At 46.5% G+C, this 20219-nt stretch carries 18 protein-coding genes, 15 tRNA genes, 1 rRNA gene and 1 riboswitch; of the genes, 8 read left to right on the top strand and 26 right to left on the bottom strand.

What is annotated here, in order from left to right; translation table 11 throughout:
• Nucleotides 1-13: 13 nt before the first annotated feature.
• Entirely contained in the window at nucleotides 14-1327 is a 1314-nt protein-coding gene (locus BW952_RS15750; protein ID WP_045851300.1) for a SpoVR family protein, read from the bottom strand.
• Between the two features lie 405 nt (nucleotides 1328-1732).
• A complete protein-coding gene (locus BW952_RS15755) occupies nucleotides 1733-3466 on the bottom strand; it encodes a phospho-sugar mutase (protein WP_045851299.1) in 1734 nt (577 codons plus the stop codon).
• Between the two features lie 153 nt (nucleotides 3467-3619).
• On the opposite strand from BW952_RS15755, the gene BW952_RS15760 reads away from it, so the two are divergent.
• Together BW952_RS15760 and BW952_RS15765 are read left to right on the top strand one after the other, a co-directional pair.
• Entirely contained in the window at nucleotides 3620-4036 is a 417-nt protein-coding gene (locus BW952_RS15760; RefSeq protein ID WP_045851298.1) for a disulfide formation protein C, read from the top strand.
• 3 nt (nucleotides 4037-4039) lie between these two features.
• Nucleotides 4040-4516 (top strand): thioredoxin family protein, encoded by a 477-nt coding sequence (locus tag BW952_RS15765; protein WP_045851297.1) that lies wholly within the window; start codon nucleotides 4040-4042, stop codon nucleotides 4514-4516.
• A gap of 32 nt (nucleotides 4517-4548) precedes the next feature.
• Here the strand turns inward: BW952_RS15765 and BW952_RS15770 are convergent, their stop codons facing one another.
• Nucleotides 4549-4908 (bottom strand): DUF5365 family protein, encoded by a 360-nt coding sequence (locus BW952_RS15770; RefSeq protein ID WP_045851296.1) that lies wholly within the window; start codon nucleotides 4906-4908, stop codon nucleotides 4549-4551.
• Between the two features lie 92 nt (nucleotides 4909-5000).
• On the opposite strand from BW952_RS15770, the gene BW952_RS15775 reads away from it, so the two are divergent.
• From BW952_RS15775 to BW952_RS15795, 5 genes are all read left to right on the top strand, one after another.
• Nucleotides 5001-5909, top strand: coding sequence for an RluA family pseudouridine synthase (locus BW952_RS15775; RefSeq protein ID WP_045851295.1), 909 nt, complete (start codon nucleotides 5001-5003; stop codon nucleotides 5907-5909).
• 47 nt (nucleotides 5910-5956) lie between these two features.
• Nucleotides 5957-6574 (top strand): DUF47 domain-containing protein, encoded by a 618-nt coding sequence (locus tag BW952_RS15780; protein ID WP_045851294.1) that lies wholly within the window; start codon nucleotides 5957-5959, stop codon nucleotides 6572-6574.
• A gap of 13 nt (nucleotides 6575-6587) precedes the next feature.
• Nucleotides 6588-7586 (top strand): inorganic phosphate transporter, encoded by a 999-nt coding sequence (locus BW952_RS15785; protein ID WP_045851293.1) that lies wholly within the window; start codon nucleotides 6588-6590, stop codon nucleotides 7584-7586.
• Between the two features lie 173 nt (nucleotides 7587-7759).
• Nucleotides 7760-8371 carry a nitroreductase family protein gene (locus tag BW952_RS15790; protein ID WP_045851292.1) on the top strand — a complete coding sequence of 204 codons (612 nt, stop codon included), beginning with the start codon at nucleotides 7760-7762 and terminating at the stop codon, nucleotides 8369-8371.
• A 200-nt stretch (nucleotides 8372-8571) separates the two neighbouring features.
• Nucleotides 8572-9870 (top strand): NCS2 family permease, encoded by a 1299-nt coding sequence (locus BW952_RS15795; RefSeq protein ID WP_045851291.1) that lies wholly within the window; start codon nucleotides 8572-8574, stop codon nucleotides 9868-9870.
• Between the two features lie 26 nt (nucleotides 9871-9896).
• Here the strand turns inward: BW952_RS15795 and wrbA are convergent, their stop codons facing one another.
• Entirely contained in the window at nucleotides 9897-10493 is a 597-nt protein-coding gene (gene wrbA, locus BW952_RS15800; RefSeq protein WP_045851290.1) for an NAD(P)H:quinone oxidoreductase, read from the bottom strand.
• 69 nt (nucleotides 10494-10562) lie between these two features.
• Nucleotides 10563-11696, bottom strand: coding sequence for a sporulation protein YhbH (gene yhbH, locus BW952_RS15805; protein WP_045851289.1), 1134 nt, complete (start codon nucleotides 11694-11696; stop codon nucleotides 10563-10565).
• 100 nt (nucleotides 11697-11796) lie between these two features.
• Between yhbH and BW952_RS19530 the strand changes: the two genes are divergently transcribed.
• Complete coding sequence (locus BW952_RS19530; protein WP_169714113.1) at nucleotides 11797-11970, top strand: hypothetical protein; 174 nt, start codon at nucleotides 11797-11799, stop codon at nucleotides 11968-11970.
• Nucleotides 11971-11998: 28 nt separating this feature from the next.
• On the opposite strand, the gene BW952_RS15810 is transcribed toward BW952_RS19530, so the two are convergent.
• The 21 genes from BW952_RS15810 to rrf all read right to left on the bottom strand — a co-directional run.
• The gene (locus BW952_RS15810; protein ID WP_045851288.1) at nucleotides 11999-13882 is read right to left on the bottom strand and encodes a PrkA family serine protein kinase; all 1884 of its coding nucleotides are present in this window, start codon (nucleotides 13880-13882) and stop codon (nucleotides 11999-12001) included.
• Nucleotides 13883-14174: 292 nt separating this feature from the next.
• A complete protein-coding gene (gene trmL, locus BW952_RS15815; protein ID WP_045851287.1) occupies nucleotides 14175-14645 on the bottom strand; it encodes a tRNA (uridine(34)/cytosine(34)/5-carboxymethylaminomethyluridine(34)-2'-O)-methyltransferase TrmL in 471 nt (156 codons plus the stop codon).
• 28 nt (nucleotides 14646-14673) lie between these two features.
• A complete protein-coding gene (queG, locus tag BW952_RS15820; RefSeq protein WP_414735812.1) occupies nucleotides 14674-15810 on the bottom strand; it encodes a tRNA epoxyqueuosine(34) reductase QueG in 1137 nt (378 codons plus the stop codon).
• A gap of 98 nt (nucleotides 15811-15908) precedes the next feature.
• Nucleotides 15909-17618: a phosphomethylpyrimidine synthase ThiC gene (thiC, locus tag BW952_RS15825; RefSeq protein ID WP_414735813.1), complete on the bottom strand. Its 1710-nt coding sequence runs from the start codon at nucleotides 17616-17618 to the stop codon at nucleotides 15909-15911.
• 142 nt (nucleotides 17619-17760) lie between these two features.
• Nucleotides 17761-17877, bottom strand: a riboswitch (TPP riboswitch).
• 62 nt (nucleotides 17878-17939) lie between these two features.
• Nucleotides 17940-18662, bottom strand: coding sequence for a metallophosphoesterase family protein (locus BW952_RS15830; protein WP_331428867.1), 723 nt, complete (start codon nucleotides 18660-18662; stop codon nucleotides 17940-17942).
• A 96-nt stretch (nucleotides 18663-18758) separates the two neighbouring features.
• Nucleotides 18759-18842: transfer RNA gene (locus BW952_RS15835), tRNA-Leu, on the bottom strand.
• A gap of 12 nt (nucleotides 18843-18854) precedes the next feature.
• A tRNA-Cys gene (locus BW952_RS15840) sits at nucleotides 18855-18928 on the bottom strand.
• A gap of 12 nt (nucleotides 18929-18940) precedes the next feature.
• Nucleotides 18941-19015: transfer RNA gene (locus tag BW952_RS15845), tRNA-Gly, on the bottom strand.
• Nucleotides 19016-19023: 8 nt separating this feature from the next.
• A tRNA-Gln gene (locus tag BW952_RS15850) sits at nucleotides 19024-19098 on the bottom strand.
• A gap of 17 nt (nucleotides 19099-19115) precedes the next feature.
• Nucleotides 19116-19191, bottom strand: a tRNA-His gene (locus BW952_RS15855).
• An 18-nt stretch (nucleotides 19192-19209) separates the two neighbouring features.
• Nucleotides 19210-19283 (bottom strand) — tRNA-Trp (locus tag BW952_RS15860).
• Nucleotides 19284-19288: 5 nt separating this feature from the next.
• Nucleotides 19289-19372, bottom strand: a tRNA-Tyr gene (locus BW952_RS15865).
• Between the two features lie 25 nt (nucleotides 19373-19397).
• A tRNA-Thr gene (locus BW952_RS15870) sits at nucleotides 19398-19473 on the bottom strand.
• A gap of 4 nt (nucleotides 19474-19477) precedes the next feature.
• A tRNA-Phe gene (locus BW952_RS15875) sits at nucleotides 19478-19553 on the bottom strand.
• Between the two features lie 20 nt (nucleotides 19554-19573).
• Nucleotides 19574-19650, bottom strand: a tRNA-Asp gene (locus BW952_RS15880).
• 5 nt (nucleotides 19651-19655) lie between these two features.
• Nucleotides 19656-19729: transfer RNA gene (locus BW952_RS15885), tRNA-Met, on the bottom strand.
• Nucleotides 19730-19739: 10 nt separating this feature from the next.
• Nucleotides 19740-19815, bottom strand: a tRNA-Val gene (locus BW952_RS15890).
• Nucleotides 19816-19819: 4 nt separating this feature from the next.
• A tRNA-Glu gene (locus tag BW952_RS15895) sits at nucleotides 19820-19894 on the bottom strand.
• A gap of 34 nt (nucleotides 19895-19928) precedes the next feature.
• A tRNA-Ser gene (locus tag BW952_RS15900) sits at nucleotides 19929-20020 on the bottom strand.
• Between the two features lie 6 nt (nucleotides 20021-20026).
• Nucleotides 20027-20101: transfer RNA gene (locus BW952_RS15905), tRNA-Asn, on the bottom strand.
• Between the two features lie 23 nt (nucleotides 20102-20124).
• Nucleotides 20125-20219 (bottom strand): 5S ribosomal RNA (gene rrf, locus BW952_RS15910); the annotation flags it as partial.

Consider the following 20219-nt stretch of genomic DNA (forward strand, 5'->3'; position numbering starts at 1 on the left):
CTTCCCTTGTGATTTAAACGGTAAACATGCCGTCATACTTCCTTTTTAATCCATCCTTATGCTGAGTAAAAATGGTAATTTTTCCGTCAATCACGGTTTTAACGTGCACCGGTTTCCCCCAGAGCTTAAATATGTGCGGAAGAGTCTGCTCTAAATAGCCAACATCAAGCTCCTTTCCCTCGTAGGCATGCGAAATATGCAGGTCCTCTTTTCCTTCTATAATGTAAAGCGAAGGAAAGCCGCCATTGATTTTCGACGAAACGAGCTGATCCCGAACGGCCTCCCATTCCTTTTCCGTAATGGTCCAGTGCGCTCCTTTTTTCTCGAACAAATACAGATCCTCCTGTTCTACAAATTCCTTCGTTAAAAAATTGCGAAGAAAAGACAGGTCGGACTCCGTTTCTCTCACATCGAACAGAATCTCCCTGCTGCCATGCTGTTTTTCAATGTATTCATAAAGCTTCACACCTAAGTAATAAGGATTGATGCCCATTTTTGACGGCTGCACCACATCCGCATTTAAACGGGCATAATCAATCGCTTCAGATTCGGTTAACGGCAGCTCTCTCATAATGCGCATGTGCCAATACGATGCCCAGCCCTCATTCATAATTTTCGTTTCCATTTGCGGCCAAAAATAAAGCATTTCCTGACGGATCAGCATGACAATTTCACGCTGCCAGTCTGTTAAAACCGGACTGTGCTGCGCAATAAAAGCGAGCAGGTCTTTTTCATAACAAACGGTCGGCGCTTTTTCCGGTGCTGCTTCTTTTTCCCATAAGTCATCGTATTCGTACTGAGCCGCCACTGGGCTTTCTGTTTGAAATTGCCCAATATGCGCCAGCGGATCTACATGCTCTTCAATCGTTAAAACCGCATCCAGAAAGTTTTCCACTTCCTCTATTCCATGTTCATCGATCAAATGCTGAATCCGTTCTGCTGCAGATGCCATTGATTTTTCCATTTGATTGTTTGTTTTTTTAAAGTGTACATTGTTTTTAAAAAAATCAGAATGGGCCAATACGTGCGCCACGATTAACTTATTTTGAACGAGCGTATTGGTATTTAACAAAAAGGCCTGGCATGGATTCGTATTCATGACCAGCTCATATATTTTACTAAGCCCCATTTCATACTGGAGCTTCATTTTATAAAACCGTTTCCCAAACCGCCAGTGTGAAAAGCGGGAAGGCATTCCGTAAGCACCGAATGTATAAATAATATCGGCCGGGCAGATTTCATACCGCATTGAATAAAAATCAAGCCCAAATCCAGCAGCTATTTCAGTAATTTCGTCAATGGCATATTGAAGATCGTTCTGCTTCATCCGAATCCCCCCTGCTTCATCCTATGCAGGAAAAAGCCAAACATGAAAGAGGCTGGGACACAACAATGAGATTGGCGCTTGAATCCGAACGATCTAATAGCTGAAAGCCTTGATTCTTCTTTTTTCTTGGAAAAGCACGACCAGGGCGGCTGCCGCAGGACGAAGACTCGGGAGGGATTAAGCGGGTCAGGTGAGATCCACTTTTGGAGCGTCAGCGACAAAAGTTAGCTCACCGCCCGCCCCTCCGAACGCGAAGTCCTGCAGAAGCCGCCCAAACTATGTTCGCGCAAGCACAGTCACTAACCGATTTACCGTCATGAAGAAATCAAAAGAAAGCCAAACGACTGTAATCGTTTGGCTTTTCTTTCTATGCAGAACCTTTTTCCAAAGCTTATTTACATACGCTTATTTCAGCATGTCTTGCACACGGTGCATGAAGTCTTCCTGTACGAGAGCAAGCTTTTCGGTAACGGCGGCGAATGAATCGGCCTGCACGCCAAAGTAAAATTTCACTTTCGGCTCTGTTCCGGACGGGCGGGCACATACCCATGTGCCGTCCTCCAGGAAATATTTTAAGACGTTGGATGAAGGCAGCTCGATCGTTTCTTTCGCATCGGTGGAAATAATGGTCCGCTCGCCCGTTTGGTAATCTTCAACAGAATTAACGGAAATGCCAGCAATGGCTTCAGGCGCCTGCGCACGGAAGGCAGCAAGAAGGCCAGCGATCTGCTCGGCTCCATCTTTCCCTTTTAACGTAAGAGATTGAAGCCCTTCTTTGTAATAGCCAACACGCTCATACAAATCCATCAACGCATCATAAAGCGTTTTGCCTTGCTTTTTGTAATACGCACACGCTTCGACGGCCATTAAAGCGGCTTGCACAGCGTCCTTGTCACGGGCAAAATCCCCGATCAAATAGCCGTAGCTTTCTTCATAGCCAAATAAGAAGGTATGTTCACCTGATTCATTGTACTGCTCAATCTTTTCACCGATAAATTTAAAGCCTGTCAGTACATCCTCACAGGAAACACCGTACTGCTCAGCTGCCGCACGCCCAAGCTCAGATGTCACAATTGTCTTGAAGATCCGGCCATTGGCTGGCAGCGTGCCTTTTTCTTTTTTGCGGGATAAAATATAATCAACGAGCACGGCACCTGTTTCGTTGCCTGTGAGCAGCACGTAACCGCCATTCCCGTCTTTGACAGCGACGCCGAGACGGTCTGCATCCGGGTCTGTTGCAATTAAAATATCCGCATCAGTTTTCTGACCATCGCGAATCGCCAGCTCAAACGCGGCTTTTTCTTCCGGATTTGGCGATTTCACCGTGGAAAAATTGGCATCCGGCTGCTCCTGCTCTGCTACAACCGTCACATTTTTATAACCGAGCGCGTCAAGCGCCTGGCGCACCGGCTTGTTGCCTGTGCCATGTAATGGAGAAAACACAATTGAAACGTCAGATTCCGTCGCTGCTTCCGGCCATTCAGAAATGGTCAGCAGCTTGGCCACGTAGGCCTCGTCCATTTCTTTTCCGATCATTTGAATTAAGCCTTTTTCCTTTAAAGCAGATTCCTCTTCGACACTAATTTGGAGCTCGTTGCCTGAAGCGTTTACGTGGTCAATGACACGATCCGCAGATTCCGGCGCAAGCTGTGCACCATCCGGGCCGTATACTTTATAGCCGTTATATTCAGGTGGATTGTGGCTTGCGGTGATGACGATTCCCGCAAACGCATTTAATTCGCGCACAGCAAAAGAAAGCTCGGGTGTTGGGCGCAGCTCATCGAATACATATGTCTGAATACCGGCTGATGCCAGCGTTTTTGCACTTTCAATGGCAAACTCCGGCGATTTATGGCGGGAATCATATGCGATCACTACCCCGCGCTTTTTCGCTTCTTCTCCTTGCTCTGTTATGTAGGCAGCAAGACCAGCAGACGCTTTCCGGATTGTGTATACATTCATCCGGTTCGTGCCCGCGCCGATTTCTCCGCGCATGCCGCCGGTACCGAATTCAAGATTTTTGTAGAACGCATCCTCTACACTTTTTTCGTCTTCTTCGATGGAAACGAGCAGCTCACTCATTTCTTGATCAAGTCCATCGTAATTCTTCCATCTCATGTATTCATCTTCCCAGGCCACAGGCAATCCCTCCAAACTATGATTTCCTATATCATACCATCTGTTTAGTTCATTTTACAGTTTTATCATGACGCGGAATGTTTTACTTTTTCCTTCTGTTCAGACTATAATGCTAATGTTCAGCAATTATTTTAATTCTAGGCGGGATGAAACATGCAAAAAAAAGAAAACCTGCTTTTTACCGCATGGGCTGCTTCATTAACGGCGATGCTCGGGAGCCTTTACTTCTCGGAAATTGTCGGATATGAACCGTGTGAGCTGTGCTGGTATCAGCGGATTCTCATGTACCCGATTGTGTTAATACTCGGGATCGCCGTTGTGAAAAAGGATCTGAAGGCTGCCGTATACTCTCTTGCGTTTTCAGCAATCGGCGCACTTGTTTCTCTTTATCATTACGGTCTTCAAAAGGTCGATTTTTTAACTGACGCTGCTCCTGCCTGCGGGCGTGTGCCCTGTACAGGCATGTACATTAACTGGTTCGGCTTTGTGACCATACCATTTTTGGCTTTAACGGCGTTTGTGATTATTTTCATCACAAGCCTGATGATTTTAAAAAGAAAAGGAGAATAACTGTTGAAGAAAATTATTATTTTCGCTGTGGTGCTCATCGCTATTTTCGGGGCCATTGCCTTTATTACGCAATATCAGAAAGAACAAGCTACGGAAGGAAATCCATATGGAAAAGATGATCTAGACGCTTCTACCATTGAGCAGCTGGATGATCCGAACTATCAAAATATTGTTTTGCCGGAAGACTTACAGGAAAAGCTTGAGAACGGCGAGGATGCGGTTGTGTATTTTTACAGCCCGACCTGCCCGCACTGTCAGGAAACAACACCTGTCTTAATGCCGATTGCGGATGATGAAAATGTGGACGTGCTTCAGTACAACCTGCTTGAATTTGAACAGGGCTGGACAGACTATAAGATTGAATACACGCCAACCCTTATTTATTTTGAAAATGGCGTTGAAAAAGACCGTCTCGTTGGCAGTCAGCCGGAATCAGAATGGACCGCCTTTTTAGGGCAGACAAAAGAAGAAAACCAATAAAAAAAGGCTTCCCGCCGGGCGGGAAGCTTTTTTCAATTAAAGGAACCTGCATGCCGGTGCTCCAGAAAAAAGGACAGCTGAAACGGAAAGGCAATTTGATAGCTTTGAAGGATATGTATGCTTTCTGTGAATAAATCTTCATAATGTGTGGAGATCGATGGTGTTTCTAGAATTGAAATAATCGTGTTCAGCGCGGTAATCACCTTCGAGGCATCGTCCAGCGATTCCACATATTCAAAGGACTGGTCGTGTAAACTGAATAATTTTTCCGCTTCAAATAAATCGACCAGCTCTTTTTGAAGGTATCGCGGAAAAACATGTCTCGACAAGTAGTTGCATAGTGATTTCATTTTTTCTTCTTGTTCAATCGTTGAAGACATAAGCATGGACATGGATCACAGCCACCTTTATTTGCAGTCTTCCATAAGAATACCATACAATCTTGTAGAAGAAAAAGAATATTTGTCAGAAAAGGATGATTTTAATGAACACAATTCGACAAGGACCTTATTTTATTATACAAATTGATAGCGACTGGGAAGACCTCACAATCGAAGCCCTTTTCAAAGAAAAATGGCCGTTGCCAAAAAAAATGGTGCACATGTGGCGAATGGAAAAAGTGGTGTTGCTCAATAATGAACAGGTAAGCTGGCATCAGCCGCTGAACAAAGGCGACCGCGTATCGATCCCTTTTTTCAAGCCCGGTCGATTCGGTGCAGATCCCGAGTACCCTCACGCGTCTGTTTTATATGAAAACGACCATTTTCTCGTAGCAAATAAGCCGGCAGGAATGAAAACACACCCGAACCAGCCGGACGAAGGGAGCACGCTTTTAAATCATGTCTGCTATCACGTTTTAATGAGCGGAGACACATTGCCTGTGCGCCACGTTCATCGGCTCGATGAAGGAACGACTGGGGCTGTTTTATTCGCCAAGCACGAGGCAGCGTACGCTTTTTTATCCCGCCTGCTGGAACGAAAAGATATATTCCGAACATATTATGCTGTCGTGGACGGGATCGTTGAGCGGAAAAGCGGCACGATTACGAAAGCGATCGGCAAGGACCGGCACCACCCATCCCGGCAGCGGGTTTCGCCATCTGGACAATCAGCTGTTACTCATTATAAGCGGCTGGCTGTCCATAATGGAAAGTCCCTTCTTGAATGCAGGCTTGAGACAGGGCGCACGCACCAAATCAGGGTTCATTTATCATCGATCGGCCATCCGATCACAGGTGACAGCTTATATGGAGGCACTCCGGTTTCTCCGAATCCCCTGCTCCATGCGGCAAAATTAACGATTCCTGAATTATTTGGCAATGAAAGCGTGACCGTTTGCGCTCCCGTTCCTTCCGCAATAAAAAAGCTTTTTCATTCGACAAAATTCGAGTAGAATGGAACGGTTGATGTTATATCTATAAAATATAGGGGGCCTTTACGGTGTTCAAGCAGAAAAAAGATAAGTTTTCACTATTGCTGGAGTCGATTGCATTAAATTTAAAAGACGGAGCTTATTATTTCGACGAATATAAACTCAAAAACGCTAATGATTTAAAGATATTTTCCGACCAAATGAAGCAATTCGAAACAAAGGGCGATGATTTTATTCATGAAATTATTAAGGAACTGAATCATACCTTTATTACGCCGATTGAGCGGGAAGACATTCTGGCTCTCGCGATGAGCATGGATGATGTGCTCGACGGTCTTGAAGAAACAGCCGCTATGTTCGAGATGTATTCCATCATTGAAGCAGATGACTATATGATTAAGTTTGTTGAAGCCATCCGCGCCTGCACAGATGAAATGGTTCGAGCCATTGAGTTGCTGTCGATGAAGAAGCTGCAGGAGATCCGGACACACGCCATTAAAATTAAAGATTTGGAAACGGTGTGCGACGGCGTTCTTCGCCAGTCGATCAAGCATATTTTCACCATCGAAAAAGACCCGATCCGCTTGATCAAGATGAAGGAGATTTATGAAAACCTGGAAGAGGTCGCTGATTTCTGCCAGGATGTTGCCAACACGCTTGAAACAATCATCATGAAAAACGCATAAGGGGTCTTGACCGTTGGATACTTTGTTTATTATCACCATATTAATTGTCATCTTCGCTCTCGCATTTGATTTTATAAATGGCTTTCACGACACAGCAAATGCGATAGCAACAGCTGTGTCCACAAAAGCGTTAACACCCAGACGCGCGATTATTCTTGCTGCGTTTATGAACTTTCTCGGCGCCATGACGTTTACAGGTGTCGCCAAAACCATCACAAAAGACATCGTCGACCCTTTTATGCTCGAAAACGGTCTCGTCGTGATTCTGGCGGCGCTGACTGCGGCAATTTTTTGGAATTTACTCACCTGGTATTATGGGATTCCAAGCAGCTCATCGCACGCACTGATCGGTTCGATCGCGGGTGCCGCGATTGCAGCGGCCGGGCTTCAAGCGCTAAATTACAGTGGCTTCTTTAAAATTTTACAGGCGCTGATCATTTCACCGCTGCTTGCTTTTGCCATCGGGTTTATCGTCTACAGTTTATTTAAAGTGATGTTTAAAAATCATAATTTAACAAAAACCAATCGCCATTTCCGTTTGTTTCAAATTTTCACAGCGGCGCTGCAGGCTTACACGCATGGCACCAACGATGCGCAAAAAGCGATGGGTATTATTACAATGGCGCTCATTGCCGGAAATTATCAGCAGTCAACCGATATACAGCTTTGGGTTCAGGTGTCCTGTGCTCTGGCAATGGGAATTGGCACATCGGTCGGCGGCTGGAAGATTATTAAAACCGTCGGCGGAAAAATCATGAAAATACGGCCGGTCAATGGCGTAGCCGCCGATCTGTCTTCTGCCATGATTATTTTCGGTGCAACAATGATTCATCTGCCTGTCAGCACCACACACGTTATTTCGTCTTCTATCCTGGGCGTGGGTTCTTCACACCGGATCAAAGGCGTGAAATGGGGCACGGCTCAGCGCATGCTGATTACATGGGTTATTACACTGCCAGTTTCAGCCACACTTGCAGCCCTTATTTATTTTATTTTAAATTTATTCTTTTAAGCTGGATCTTTTATAGGTTCAGCTTTTTTCAAATGAAAAGCTGGATTTCTTGACGAATCAGTCAACATTGATTAAAGTGAAGAACGGATACGACGTACTTACGAAAAGTGATTAAGGTACGAATTTGTTTAAAAAGCTCAACATAAGGAATGACTCAAGGAGGATTTACTCGTATGACAGAATTTTTTGATGTAGCGTTAAGCCGCCGGTCTGTGAAAGTATACGACCCCGAGGCTCATATATCGCAAGAAGAATTAACTGAACTATTAGAAATGGCAGGGCGCGCTCCATCCGCCTGGAATCTGCAGCAATGGCATTTTCTCATTTTCCACGGGAAAGATGTTCAGGAAAAGCTGCTGCCGATCGCTTACAACCAGCAGCAGATTGTGGATGCTTCCGCCGTCATTTGTATCATGGGGGATCTTCAGGCTAATTTAAACGTAGACCCTGTTTTCGACCCTCAAGTAGAAGCTAATGAAATGACGCCCGAGCTGAAAGAAATATTAGCCGGCCAAATTAATGGAGCCTATAAGCGCCCGGAATACCCGCGTGACGGTGCCATCTTGAATTCTTCCCTGGCCGCTATGCAGTTTATGCTCGCCGCGCGTGCAAAAGGATATGACACCTGTCCGATCGGCGGCTTTAATGCCGCAAGCTTGATTGAAGAATTTAATGTGCCGAAGCGTTACTTGCCTACTATGCTGATCACTGTCGGAACAGCACGTCAAGAAGGCCGGCCGACCGACCGGCTGCCAATCGATAAGCTGGTCACCTACGCAAAATAAGCGTCATGTGACAAAAGGCTTTGAATAGAAGGAAATGCCGAACGATTATGCAAAAATATTGCATTCGTTCGGCTTTCTTTTTTTTGTTTTTCATTGCGATGAACCCGCTCTTTCCATGAAATTGTTTCTTGCATCCGATACGCAAAACGTCTAATATTAGTTTTGGACTTTCAACGCTTGTTTTGTGGAGGAATATAAGAATGTTTAAATTACAGGAACATGGAACGACGGTGAAAACGGAGCTTTTGGCCGGTTTAACAACGTTTTTAACGATGGTTTATATCGTCATCGTCAATCCGCTTATTTTACAGGATGCCGGAGTGCCATTTGAGCAGGTGTTCACGGCAACGATCATTGCCGCTGTTGTCGGCACACTCTGGATGGGCCTATTCGCCAATTATCCGATCGCCATTGCGCCGGGAATGGGCATGAATGCGTATTTCGCTTATTCCGTCGTTGGCTCTCATGGCGGGATTACGTATGAAACAGCTTTTGCCGCCGTTTTTGTTTCCGGGCTGTTTTTTGTGCTGTTATCGTTAACACCGCTTCGCGAAAAGCTGATCACGGCGATTCCCGCTAATTTAAAGCACGGTATCACTGCCGGGATCGGCTTATTTATCGCCTTTATCGGCTTGAGACTGACAGGCATTATTGCAGCGGATGAAAACAACCTGGTGAAGCTGGGCGATTTGCATAGCCCCTCTGCCCTGCTTGCTCTTTTCGGTCTGGCTGTGACGATTATTTTAATGGTCCGTGGCGTAAACGGCGCTCTTTTTATCGGCATGATCATTACTGGACTTGTGGCTTTTTTCACAGGCCAGCTGGAATTCAAAGAAATTATGGGATTGCCGTCGTTGCCGGAGGGCCTGATTGCCTTTAACCCGATTACTGCATTTGGTGATGTCATTCAGCACGGCTTGTTTGCTGTTGTGTTTTCCTTTTTGCTCGTAACAATTTTTGATACAACGGGGACAATGATTGCGGTTGCCCAGCAGGCCGGCCTTATGAAGGACAACACGATGCCGAGAGCCCGCCAGGCGTTGCTAGCGGATTCTGTTGCGACATCTGTCGGGGCGATGGCAGGAACGAGCCCAACAAGTGCCTACATCGAATCGTCAACAGGCGTTGCTGCTGGCGGCCGTACGGGACTGACGGCTGTGACTGTCGCTGTTTTGTTTATCCTGGCTGCGTTTTTTGGCCCGCTCGTTTCTGCCGTTTCAGGCATTTCCGCTATTACAGCTCCCGCACTAATTATTGTCGGCTGCCTGATGATGGAAAGTGTCGCTAAAATTAACTGGAATGAGCTCGATGAAGCATTTCCGGCATTTTTAATCATTTTGAGCATGCCGCTCACGTCCAGTATCGCAACGGGAATCGCACTTGGATTTGTTTCGTATCCACTTGTGAAAATTGCCCGCGGCCGTGCCAAAGAAGTGCATCCGCTCGTTTATCTATTCGCTGTGCTGTTCTTTTACCAGCTTGCTTTTTTACCGCATTAAAAAAAACGCTCACGTGAGCGTTTTTTTTACAAATGGGAAAGTGCTTTTGCGACGGCTACTGTTCGCTTCGCTTGATGCTTAACGGCCGCTTCTACATTTTCCTTCATTCCGTTTTCTCCAACGGTCACACTTGTCCCGTACGGATTTCCGCCTGCTTCAAACAAAACCGGATCTGTGTAGCCCGGTGCGGCAATGATCGCACCCCAGTGGTACATTGTTGTGTACAGCTGCAAAATCGTCTGCTCCTGGCCGCCGTGCGGATTTTGCGCAGACGACATGGCACTGACGGCTTTATTGGCTAATTTGCCTTTTGCCCAAAGCCCGCCCGTTGTATCAATGAACTGCTTAAGCTGTCCCGGCACATTTCCGTATCGCGTTGGCACACTGAAGATGATCCCGTCTGCCCACTCCAAATCCTCCAGTGTCACCTCAGGAATATCCTTTGCCTCTTCCACGTGCGCTTTCCACGCAGGATTGCCTTCGATCACAGAAGACGGTGCCGTTTCCGGTACTTTCAATACTTTTACTTCCGCTCCTGCTTCTTCACCTGCTTCTTTTGCCCAGTTTGCCAACTTCAGATTGGTTCCAGTCATGCTGTAATAAATAACCGCTAATTTTGTCATGAATTTTCCCCCTCAGGCTTTGTTGAACTCATTACACAGTTTGCCCCTTCAGAGAGAAAACAAAACATTTCAATCTTCTTGTTTAAAAAAGAAAGACAGCGCTGGATACACATCTTCCCTTTTTCGAATCACATACGATTTAAAAAGAGGATTCTCTACTTTGCGAAAAGCGGACATAAGCGGCGTCGTCCGGTTATATTGATTCACTTCCCCGTAGCCAAACATGCGGCAGTGCGGCAAAACCTTTTCAAGAAGTGCTGTACACTGCAGATTGTCTGACGCCAGATTGTCTCCATCTGAAAAATGAAACGGATAAATGTTGTAGCGGTCTGGCGGATAGTCTGTTTCCATTAAACGGAGCGCCAGCTTATAAGCGGATGAACAAATCGTCCCGCCACTTTCCCCTTTTGTAAAAAAATCGTTTTCTTCCATTAACACTGCTTCTGTATGATGAGCAATAAACACAATGTCCACCGTTGAATATTTTCTGCGTAAAAAGCGGGTCATCCAAAAGAAAAAGCTGCGTGCAATATATTTTTCAAAAGGGCCCATGCTGCCGCTCGTATCCATCATGGCAAAGATCACTGCTTTGGACTGAGGCGTTTTTTCATCGTCAATCGAGCGGAACCTCCTGTCTTCAGGCTTCACTGGAAAAAAGGAAGAAGCCCCGTTTAATGAATTACGCTTAAAAGCGGCCATTAACGTTTTCTTTTTATCGATCCGTGCGGTAACACCTGTTTTGCGAATATCATTTACGTTCCAGTCTGTAATAATGGTGTCTGATTTTTCTTTTTGAGCCAGGTTCGGAAGAGCAAGTTCAGAAAAAAGCGTTTCTTCAATTTCCGCCATGCTTACTTCTGCCTCATAATAATCGGTACCTTTTTCATTTCCTGCTTTTTTCCCCTGACCTGAGGCTCCCTTTTCATTCCCCGCCCGGGCAATCGCATCGCCGACTTCGCCTTTGCCTTGACCGGCGTGCGTTGATTTTTCGTCTGAATATTTGATTTTGTATTCTTGAAGGGAGCGAATAGGCAGCTTGACTGTTCTATTTCCATCTGACATAATGATTTGCTCTTCTGTAATCATATCGGCTAAATTTTTTTTGATGGCTTCCTTTACTTTCTGGCGGTGCCGCTCCTGGTCATCAAAGCCTTTCCGGTGCAGCGACCAGTCTTCTTCAGATACATGATAAAAAGATCCCATTTCTCTTCCTCCCCGTTCGAATCTTTAGCAGCCTTTCTTATTTGTTTCGTTCCTCTGGATAATGGGTAAACTACGGAAAACGAATGTGAGGTGGCTGAAGATGAATTTTAAAGAGCGCGAAGTCGAGCCTGTTAATTCAATGGTCACAAGCTTTGAAGATATGGAAATTCTCGGACGGCAAATGGAGCGCCAGCGGACGAATGAAGAACTTATGAAGCATGAACGCCAGCCTGATCCGGTTCAATATGATGAAGCAATAGATGGAAAAGAATAACCCGGCTGCAAGCAGTCGGGTTATTTCTTTATCGATTTAACAGTCCCCCAACGTAGCGGAGCAGCTCATTAGCGGACACCGAATTATAGCCGCATTCGTCAATAAGCCGGGCGGTTACTTCGTTCATTTTTTTCAGCTGCTGCTCATCCGGCGTCACAGACGATGTGGTAATCTTCACGACGTCCTTCAAGTCGGAAAACAGCTTTTTTTGAATAGCTTCCCGCAGACGGTCGTGCTCCCGGTAGTCGAATTTTTTCCCTTTTCGTGCGTACGCAGAAATACGGATCAGCATTTCTTCACGGAATGCTTTTTTTGCGTTTTCAGACACACCGATTTGTTCTTCAATCGAACGCATTAAGCGCTCATCCGGATTCATTTCCTCGCCTGTCAGCGGATCATTCAGCTTTACTTTATTGCAGTACGCCTCAACGTTGTCTAAATAATTATCCATGAGCGCGCGGGCTGATTCTTCATAGGAATAAACAAACGCCTTTTGTACTTCTTTTTTGGCGGTTTCGTCATATTGCTTGCGCGCTTCAGAAATAAACTGCAAATATTTCGTCCGCATCTCTTTTGAAATCGAAGCGTGTGAGTCCAGACCGTCTTTTAATGAGCGAAGGACATCAAGCGCGTTGATGGAATTGGTGCCTTTTTTAATAATTGCTGCAGAAATACGGTTCATGACATATCGCGGATCAATACCATCCATACCTTCATCCGGATGCTCCTTTTTTAATTCAACGGCATCAAGCCCTGTTAAGCCTTCGACAACTGCTCCGTCGTACAGCTTCATCTTTGACACAAGATCCACGTTGGCCCGGCTTGATTCCTTTAAACGCGTTAAAATCGTAAACATCGCAGCGGTGCGAAAGGTATGAGGGGCAAAGTGGATGGAGGCTGCTTCACTTTCATGAACCATTTTCTCGTAAATTTTTTCTTCTTCTGTCACTTTTAAATTGTAAGGCACTGGCATCACAATCATCCGTGAATGAAGGGCTTCATTTTTCTTATCCGCGATAAAGGAACGGTACTCTGTTTCGTTCGTATGAGCGATTATCATTTCGTCAGCCGAAATAAGTGCAAACCGCCCTGCCTTGAAATTTCCTTCCTGCGTCAGCGATAAAAGATGCCATAAAAACTTTTCGTCGCATTTCAGCATTTCCTGAAACTCCATCAAGCCACGGTTGGCGATATTCAGTTCCCCATCAAACCGGTAAGCGCGCGGATCGGATTCCGATCCGAATTCTGCAATCGTTGAGAAATCGATACTGCCTGTTAAATCCGCAATGTCCTGTGACTTCGGATCAGATGGACTGAACGTACCGATGCCCCGCCGGCGGTCTTCTGAGAAAAAGATGCGTTCGACCGGCACATCTTCAATTCGCCCGCCAAATTCATGTTCAATTCTGTATGCATTCAGCGGTGAAAGCGATCCTTCAATCCGAATGCCGTATTCCTCAAAAAAATCTTCCCGCAGTTCTCGTGGAATTAAGTGAAGCGGGTCTTCCGCCATCTGGCAGTTTTTGATCGCGTAAACAGCCCCGGCATCTGTCCGTGTATATTGTTCAAGTCCACGCTTTAGCATGGATACGATCGTTGACTTCCCGCCGCCGACTGGTCCCATAAGCAATAAGATGCGCTTTCTTACGTCTAGCTTTTTGGCCGCTGGATGAAAGTATTCTTCCACAAGTCGTTTGATCGGTTCTTCAAGACCAAATAGCTCCCGGCTAAAGAAATCGTAATGGCCATCCGTTATGCCATGGGAACGAATCATATCATAAATACGTGCATGAGCTGGCATCGCAATATGCGGTTGTTCTTTTAAAAGCATCAAATACTCCCTGAAGGTTCCTTCCCAGCGCAATTTTTCTTCTTCAGCACGGCATGTTTGAATTTTATCGAGTATCGTCATAAATGGCTCCCTCCGCTCCGCACTCTAATGGGCGTATTTATCGGATTTTATGCGTGGACAGACACATTTATGAGCAAAAGAAGCGTTCACATTAGGAGTTGTTTCCGTTATAATAAGTGGAGATTGAATCGTTTACGCTGAGGAAAGGGGTTTATCACATGAGACTATTAGGCATTCTTGCCGTTTGTGTTGCTTTTTTAGCTGCGATTTTCACAGCAGGCTATGATGACAAGCCAGGCGCAAAATAAGCAAAAAGCAAAAAACTGGACCGTTTTAAAACGGTCCAGTTTTTTTAATGAAGTCCCGGGAATCCCTGCTGGCGAAGTGCCTCGTAAACGAGAATCGCGGCTGTATTGGATAAATTCAACGACCGGACGTGATCATTCATTGGAATGCGAAGGCACCGGTCTATATTAGACTGAATCAAGTCTTTTGGCAGACCCGTCGTTTCTTTTCCGAACAGAAAATAATGATCCTGCTCTAGGTCACTGTAGTCAAATTTGGCATGATCCTGCGTGCCGAACTTTGATAAATAATACATATTGCCTTTATTTTTCTCAAAAAAATCATCCAGGGAGTCGTAATAGTGAATGTCAACGAATTCCCAATAATCCAGTCCTGCTCTCTTCAGCATTTTGTCATCTGTTGAAAAGCCAAGCGGCCGGATTAAATGAAGCGGGACGCCCGTCGCCGCGCACGTACGCGCGATATTTCCCGTATTGGCCGGAATTTCCGGCTGGTATAACACCACATGAACAGCCACAAACCTTCATCTCCTTTTCAAAACTTCATTATAGCACGGATTGGAGCGATTGAATGGCTTTTTTCACTTCATCTAAAACGGCTTCTTCTTTCTCCTCCTGCTTCGCCTTTTGAAGAAGCTCTTTCGCGCTGGCGCCGCCGATTTGTCCGATCGCATAAGCAGCCGTTCCTCTTATCACCGGACGCGGATCACCGTGCAGCACCTCTGCGAGAATAGGAAGGGATGATTCTTCTTTAAAGTGGGCAAGCGCGATGAGTGCATTTCGCTGAATCGGTTTTTTCCCTCTCCATGAGCCGGACATCCGGCCGAATCGTTCCTTAAACTCCTTATTGCTCATCGATAAAAGCGGCTCAAGCAGCGGCTTTACCTGCTCATTGTCTGGTTTCATTTCTTCGTGGCGCAGCGTATGTTTTCCTTTGTTTTCCGGACAAACCGTCTGGCACGTGTCACAGCCATACAGCCGGTTGCCGAGATGCTTCCGAAACGCCTCCGGCAAAAAATCCTTCGTCTGTGTTAAATAAGCGATACAGCGCTGCGAATTCAGCTGCCCCCCCTGCACAAGGGCGTTGGTTGGACAGGCATCAATGCATTTTGTACACTTGCCGCACTGGCTTTCCATCGGTGTATCCGGTTCAAATGGAACGTTCGTCAGCATTTCACCCAGATACACGTAAGAGCCGAATTCCGGTGTAATAATTGCACAGTTTTTTGCACTCCAGCCAATACCCGCCCGCTCCGCAACAGCCCGGTCTGACAGCTCTCCTGTGTCCACCATTGATTTAAATTGAACATCTGGGAGCTTTTCCTGCAAAAACTGCTCAAGAAGATGAAGCTTTTTGCGCAGCACCGTATGATAATCCTCTCCCCATGACGCCCGGCAAAAAAGACCTCGTCGCTCTCCTTTTTTCCCCTTTGGTGCATCTTCAAGCTTCGATGGATACGCAAGCGCAATGGCAATAATCGACCGGGGCTGATCAAGCAGCAATGCCGGATCTGTCCTTTTTTCAATATCCTTTTCTTCAAAGCCGGATGCGTAGCCAAGCTCCTGCTGCAGCTGCAATTTCTGCTTTAATTCAAGAAAGGGATCGGCCGCAGCGAACCCAATCTTATCAATATTAATCTGCTTGCTGTAGTCAATCAGCTCCTGCTTTAACTGCCGGTACATACCCATCCTCCGTTCCATAGAAAACAGGCAAACGGAAAAGCCCGTCTGCCTGCTGATTTTTTTTATTATTTCATAAAAGCGGAAGAAAGTCGAGCCGGTCAGCTGTATATGCGGCTGCCCGATTGAACAAATTCTTTTGACTTTTCCTTCATGCCATCATCTGCTGCCTGCTTGCGCAAATCATGGGAAATCCTCATCGAGCAAAATTTCGGACCGCACATTGAGCAAAAGTGCGCTGTCTTTGCTCCTTCCGCCGGCAGCGTTTCATCGTGATATTCACGCGCCCGCTCCGGATCAAGTGACAAGTTAAACTGATCGTGCCATCTGAATTCAAATCTCGCTTTTGACAGCGCGTCATCCCGCTTTTGTGCTCCGGGGTGCCCTTTCGCCAAGTCCGCTGCATGTGCGGCAATTTTGTAGGCAATGACCCCTTCACGCACATCATTTTTATTCGGAAGTCCCAAATGCTCTTTCGGTGTGACGTAGCACAGCATCGCTGTACCATGCATCGCAATCATGGCGGCGCCGATCGCTGACGTGATATGATCGTATCCCGGCGCAATATCCGTTGTCAGAGGACCCAATGTATAAAAAGGAGCACCCTGGCAAATGTCTATTTCTTTGTCGATGTTTTCTTTAATTTTATGAAGCGGTACGTGTCCCGGCCCTTCGATCATGACCTGTACGTCATGCTTCCAGGCGATTTTTGTCAGCTCGCCAAGCGTTTCAAGCTCCGCAAACTGCGCTTCATCATTCGCGTCCGCAATCGAGCCCGGACGCAGCCCATCTCCAAGTGACACCGAAATATCGTATGCTTTTAAAATCTCACAGATCTCGTCAAAATGAGTGTAAAGAAAATTTTCCTGATGATGAGCAAGGCACCAGCCTGCCATAATGGAGCCTCCCCGTGAGACAATACCTGTTGTTCGCTTGACAGTCAAGGGGATGTAGCGAAGCAGGACACCTGCGTGAATGGTAAAGTAATCAACACCCTGCTCTGCCTGCTCAATCAGTGTATCGCGGTATACTTCCCACGTTAAGTCTTCAGCTGCTCCTTTTACTTTTTCAAGTGCCTGGTAAATCGGAACAGTCCCAACCGGTACAGGAGAATTACGGATAATAAATTCCCGTGTAGCATGAATGTTTTTCCCGGTGGATAAATCCATAATCGTATCCGCACCCCAATGCGTCGCCCATGTCATTTTTTCCACTTCTTCTTCTATTGACGAGCTGACCGCTGAATTGCCGATGTTCGCATTGACCTTAACATGAAATCGGCTGCCGATAATCATCGGCTCATTTTCCGGATGGTTAATATTAGCCGGAATGATCGCTCGGCCCGCTGCAACTTCTTCTCGGACGATTTCAACATCGATGTTTTCACGAATGGCCACATACTCCATCTCAGCTGTTACGATGCCTTTTTTCGCATAATGCATTTGTGTCACATTTTTCCCAGGCAGCGCTCGTCTTGGCGTATGGTCGAACTGGGCTGTAAACATGTCCTTTTCATCCTTCACGCCGTTGTCTACAGGCTTCACTTCGCGTCCTTCGTAGGAAACCGTATCCTTTCTTGCTTCCACCCATTGTGCTCTCGTGCGCGGGAGTCCTTTATGAACATCGGCAGTAAAGCCCTTTTCTGAATACGGACCGCTCGTATCATAAACGGTTACCGGCTCATTTTTTTCGGCACCAGCATCTGTATTCGTGTCACTTAAATGAATTTTGCGGAATGGCACACGCACTCCCGTCCGGCTGCCATCTACATACATTTTCTCACTTTCAGGAAATTGAGCCTGCAGGTTCATTTTTTCATTATCCAATCGATTCATCTTCTTTTCCTCCTAAGCACCTGCCTGAACCGATCTGGACACTAACACTCACGAAAAAAATAAAACGGGTTCTTTTAAATAAATAAAAGAACCCGTGAAATAGTGTGATGAACGGCATAAAGCCGTGCCCCTACTTCCCTACGCTGGTACTGGCCAGATCAGGTTCGAAGGGTTAAAGAGCCTTAACGGCGCGCTCTTCTCTCAGTCCGGCTAACGGACACCCCCAGCAGATATAAATTATGAAGCTGTATACAAACTTTACCATAGTCAAAATAATCTGTAAAGGGGAAATTTCCGTTATAAAGAAGCGTTTTGAACGACCTCGATTATATGTAAGTTCGGATAGTCTGCTGCCTTGAACTGAGAAACCACTTTCTCTACGTCTGTTTCCACCCGCACAATCGATGTTTGAACACGACCTTCTACTATTTCAACAATCCCGTAAGAAGCCTTTCTGAGCCCATCGAAGGGCAGCCCCACACTGCCAATATTCATGATGACTTTTCCTTTTATGTATCGAATATAGGGCTTATGAATGTGTGCGTAAATTAGAATATCAGCGTTTTGATGACTTATTAGCTTTTCTACCAGACCTTCATCCGGTTCACCAGGAAGAACAACATCAAATAAACTCACAGGCGTTGCATGAAAAGCATGAATCGTTATTCCCTTTTCCGTTATCGTTAGTTGCTCAGGCAGCGATTGCAAGTATGCCATATCCTCTGCATCCAGCTGTGCAGCTGTCCAATCACGCTCGAGATTCATCAGTTCCAGTGCTTTGTCTGGGACCTCTCCTTTGCGTACACCACGAACAACCCATTCATCTGCGTTCCCTTTGATCACTTTCGTTTGCAAAGACTGAACAAGCTGAAGACTCCGCTTCGGTTCCGGACCACGGTAACAAATATCACCTAACACATAAACTGCTTCAATGCTCTTTTCTTTTATGTCCTTCAGTACCGCATCCAATGCGACGGCATTTCCATGTATATCTGAAATAAAAGCTATTTTCACGTTCATCCCTCCTTTTTTTATGGTAACACGATTCAGCCATTACAACAAAAAAGCTCCCACAAAATGTGAGAGCTTTTTTCAGGATCGTCCTGTATCTTATGATACCGGCGGCCGGGGTCGAACCGGCACTCCCGTGAAGGAACTGGATTTTGAGTCCAGCGCGTCTGCCAATTCCGCCACGCCGGCAAAAAATAAAAATGGAGGCGGCAACCGGAATCGAACCGGTGGTAAAGGTTTTGCAGACCTTGGCCTTACCGCTTGGCTATGCCGCCTCAATACAATTATGGAGCGGAAGACGGGATTCGAACCCGCGACCCCCACCTTGGCAAGGTGATGTTCTACCACTGAACTACTTCCGCAAAATGAATGGCTGGGCTAGAAGGATTCGAACCTTCGCGTGACGGAGTCAAAGTCCGTTGCCTTACCGCTTGGCTATAGCCCAATGATGTAAAGTAAAGATGGGGCGATCGAGGGGAATCGAACCCCCGAGTGTCGGAGCCACAATCCGATGCGTTAACCACTTCGCCACGACCGCCATCATATTTAATTCGATTGGCAGGGGCAGTAGGAATCGAACCCACACCGGAGGTTTTGGAGACCTCTGTTCTACCGTTAAACTATGCCCCTATAAATGGTGGAGGGGGGCAGATTCGAACTGCCGAACCCGAAGGAGCGGATTTACAGTCCGCCGCGTTTAGCCACTTCGCTACCCCTCCACGCTTTAACTATATAAAAAATAAATGGTGCCGGCAAGAGGACTTGAACCCCCAACCTACTGATTACAAGTCAGTTGCTCTACCAGTTGAGCTACACCGGCAACATGGTGGCTCAGGACGGAATCGAACCGCCGACACAAGGATTTTCAGTCCTTTGCTCTACCGACTGAGCTACTGAGCCACTGGTATTAATATGTATAATGGCGGTCCGGACGGGACTCGAACCCGCGACCTCCTGCGTGACAGGCAGGCATTCTAACCAACTGAACTACCGGACCAACGATTGCGGGGGCAGGATTTGAACCTGCGACCTTCGGGTTATGAGCCCGACGAGCTACCGAGCTGCTCCACCCCGCGATAATAATAATGGTGGAGGATGACGGGATCGAACCGCCGACCCTCTGCTTGTAAGGCAGATGCTCTCCCAGCTGAGCTAATCCTCCATATTGGTGACCCCTACGGGATTCGAACCCGTGTTACCGCCGTGAAAGGGCGGTGTCTTAACCGCTTGACCAAGGGGCCTAGAAAATCGTCTATCTATATAACCGAGAGTATATGGCGGAGAGCAAGGGATTCGAACCCTTGAGACAGCGGTAACCGTCTACACGATTTCCAATCGTGCTCCTTCGACCTCTCGGACAGCTCTCCAATGAATGGCTCCGCAGGCAAGACTCGAACTTGCGACCGATCGGTTAACAGCCGATTGCTCTACCACTGAGCTACTGCGGAATAAATCCTATAAATGCTGATCTGCCAGGCGGCGTCCTGCTCTCACAGGGGGAGACCCCCAACTACCATCGGCGCTGAAGAGCTTAACTGCCGTGTTCGGGATGGGAACGGGTGTGAC

It is taken from the genome of Domibacillus enclensis (assembly GCF_900156125.1).
In the GTDB taxonomy this organism is placed as follows: domain Bacteria; phylum Bacillota; class Bacilli; order Bacillales; family Domibacillaceae; genus Domibacillus; species Domibacillus enclensis.